Source organism: Methylobacterium sp. WL116 (assembly GCF_008039455.1).
In the GTDB taxonomy this organism is placed as follows: domain Bacteria; phylum Pseudomonadota; class Alphaproteobacteria; order Rhizobiales; family Beijerinckiaceae; genus Methylobacterium.
In genome coordinates this window covers 1-1099 of record NZ_VRUV01000896.1, presented here as the reverse complement: position 1 = coordinate 1099, position 1099 = coordinate 1, and the positions used below count along the sequence as shown (strand labels likewise).

Below are 1099 nucleotides of genomic sequence, written 5' to 3'. Positions count from 1 at the left end.
GCCACCCTCCCCCGCACCCAAGTCGGGCCCGCCCTCTTTGGGCACACACGGTGCGGATCTCGGGCAGGCCCGAGATCCGTCGGGGGGGAGGGAGAGGCGCTTCCGCTTCGGTCGCGGCGCATGACGTCGGCTTGCTGAGCCGCCGGCTCGCATCCGATCCGGCGAAAACCGCGCCCTGTGCGCCACCTCACACCGGCCCCGATCACCGCGCTTGACGCAGACCATGATGGTCATCATGTCGGCTTATACATGATGATCATCATGTTCGAGCAGGAGAGATCGGCCATGTCCACCAAGCCCGCAGTTCTCGTCACCGGCGCCTCGTCCGGGATCGGTGCCACCTATGCCGACCGCTTCGCGCGGCGCGGCCACGACCTCGTGCTGGTCGCCCGCGACGGGCAGCGCCTCGAAGCCCTCGCCGACCGGCTGCGGCGCGAGGCCGGAATCGCCGTGGACGTGGTCCAGGCCGACCTCACCGTGGAGGCCGACCTCGCCCGCGTCGAGGCGCGCCTGCGTGAGGACGCGCGCATCGGCGTGCTCGTCAACAATGCCGGCGCGGCGGTGCTGGGGCCCTTCGTCGACCAGAATCCCGGTCCGCTCGCCGCCCTCATCACCCTCAACGTCACCGCGCTGACGCGGCTCGCCAACGCCGCGGCGCCGCGCTTCGTCCGGGCCGGCACCGGCGCGATCATCAACATCGGCTCGGTCGTCGGCCTCGCCCCGGAACTCGGCATGTCGGTGTACGGGGCGACCAAGGCCTTCGTGCTCTATCTCAGCCAGGGGCTGCATCTCGAGCTCGGGCCCAAGGGGGTGCACGTCCAGGCGGTGCTGCCGGCCGCCACCCGCACCGAGATCTGGGAGCGGTCCGGCGCCGACGTGAACACCCTCGACAACGTCATGGAGGTCGGCGAGCTGGTGGACGCCGCCCTCGTCGGCTTCGACCGGCGCGAGACCGTGACGATCCCGCCGCTGCCCGATGCCGGGCAGTGGAGCGCCTACGAGGCCGGGCGCCAGGCGATGCTGCCCAATCTCGGGCGGCCGCATGCGGCGGAGCGCTACCGCGCGGCCTGAGCCGCCGGCGGCTCAGGCCGCGCGGTAG

The 1099-nt window shown here is 72.1% G+C and carries 1 protein-coding gene; it reads left to right on the top strand.

Annotated features, from left to right (window positions below; translation table 11 throughout):
• The first annotated feature begins 285 nt into the window (after positions 1 to 285).
• A complete protein-coding gene (locus FV223_RS28280) occupies positions 286 to 1071 on the top strand; it encodes an SDR family oxidoreductase (RefSeq protein ID WP_187274982.1) in 786 nt (261 codons plus the stop codon).
• Positions 1072 to 1099: the final 28 nt, after the last annotated feature.

What these genes read in the sequence shown, in the direction of transcription:
- FV223_RS28280 (WP_187274982.1), top strand. Translation starts at nt 286, where the DNA reads ATGTCCACCAAGCCCGCAGTTCTCGTCACCGGCGCCTCGTCCGGGATC.